1 protein-coding gene is annotated in these 312 nt (G+C 48.1%); it reads left to right on the top strand.

Annotated elements, in window-relative coordinates:
- Positions 1-312 (top strand): ClpXP protease specificity-enhancing factor (locus CWB99_RS23790; RefSeq protein WP_138686254.1); only part of this gene is annotated, 312 nt, incomplete at both ends.

The raw sequence follows: 312 nt of genomic DNA, 5'->3' as shown, positions 1-312 counted from the left end.
CTAACAGACCTTATCTGCTACGCGCCTTTTACGATTGGATTGTTGACAACCAGTGCACACCGCACTTGGTTGTTAACGCCGATTTTCCCAACGTGCAAGTGCCTACTCAGTTTGTTCAAGATGGACAAATTGTGTTGAATATAAGCCCAAGCGCGGTTACTCAGTTCTCAATGGACAACGCTCTGCTGACATTTAATGCTCGATTCGGCGGTCAGCCGATGCAGGTCTATGTGCCAATGGGCGCTGTGTTAGCGATATATGCACGGGAAAACGGTGAAGGGACTGTGTTTACTCAGGATGAAACCTACGAAG

Origin of the sequence: Pseudoalteromonas rubra, from assembly GCF_005887095.1 — a bacterium.
GTDB lineage: Bacteria > Pseudomonadota > Gammaproteobacteria > Enterobacterales > Alteromonadaceae > Pseudoalteromonas > Pseudoalteromonas rubra_E.
Note: the sequence above shows the minus strand (reverse complement) of the source record. Positions and strands in the feature narration are given on the sequence as shown.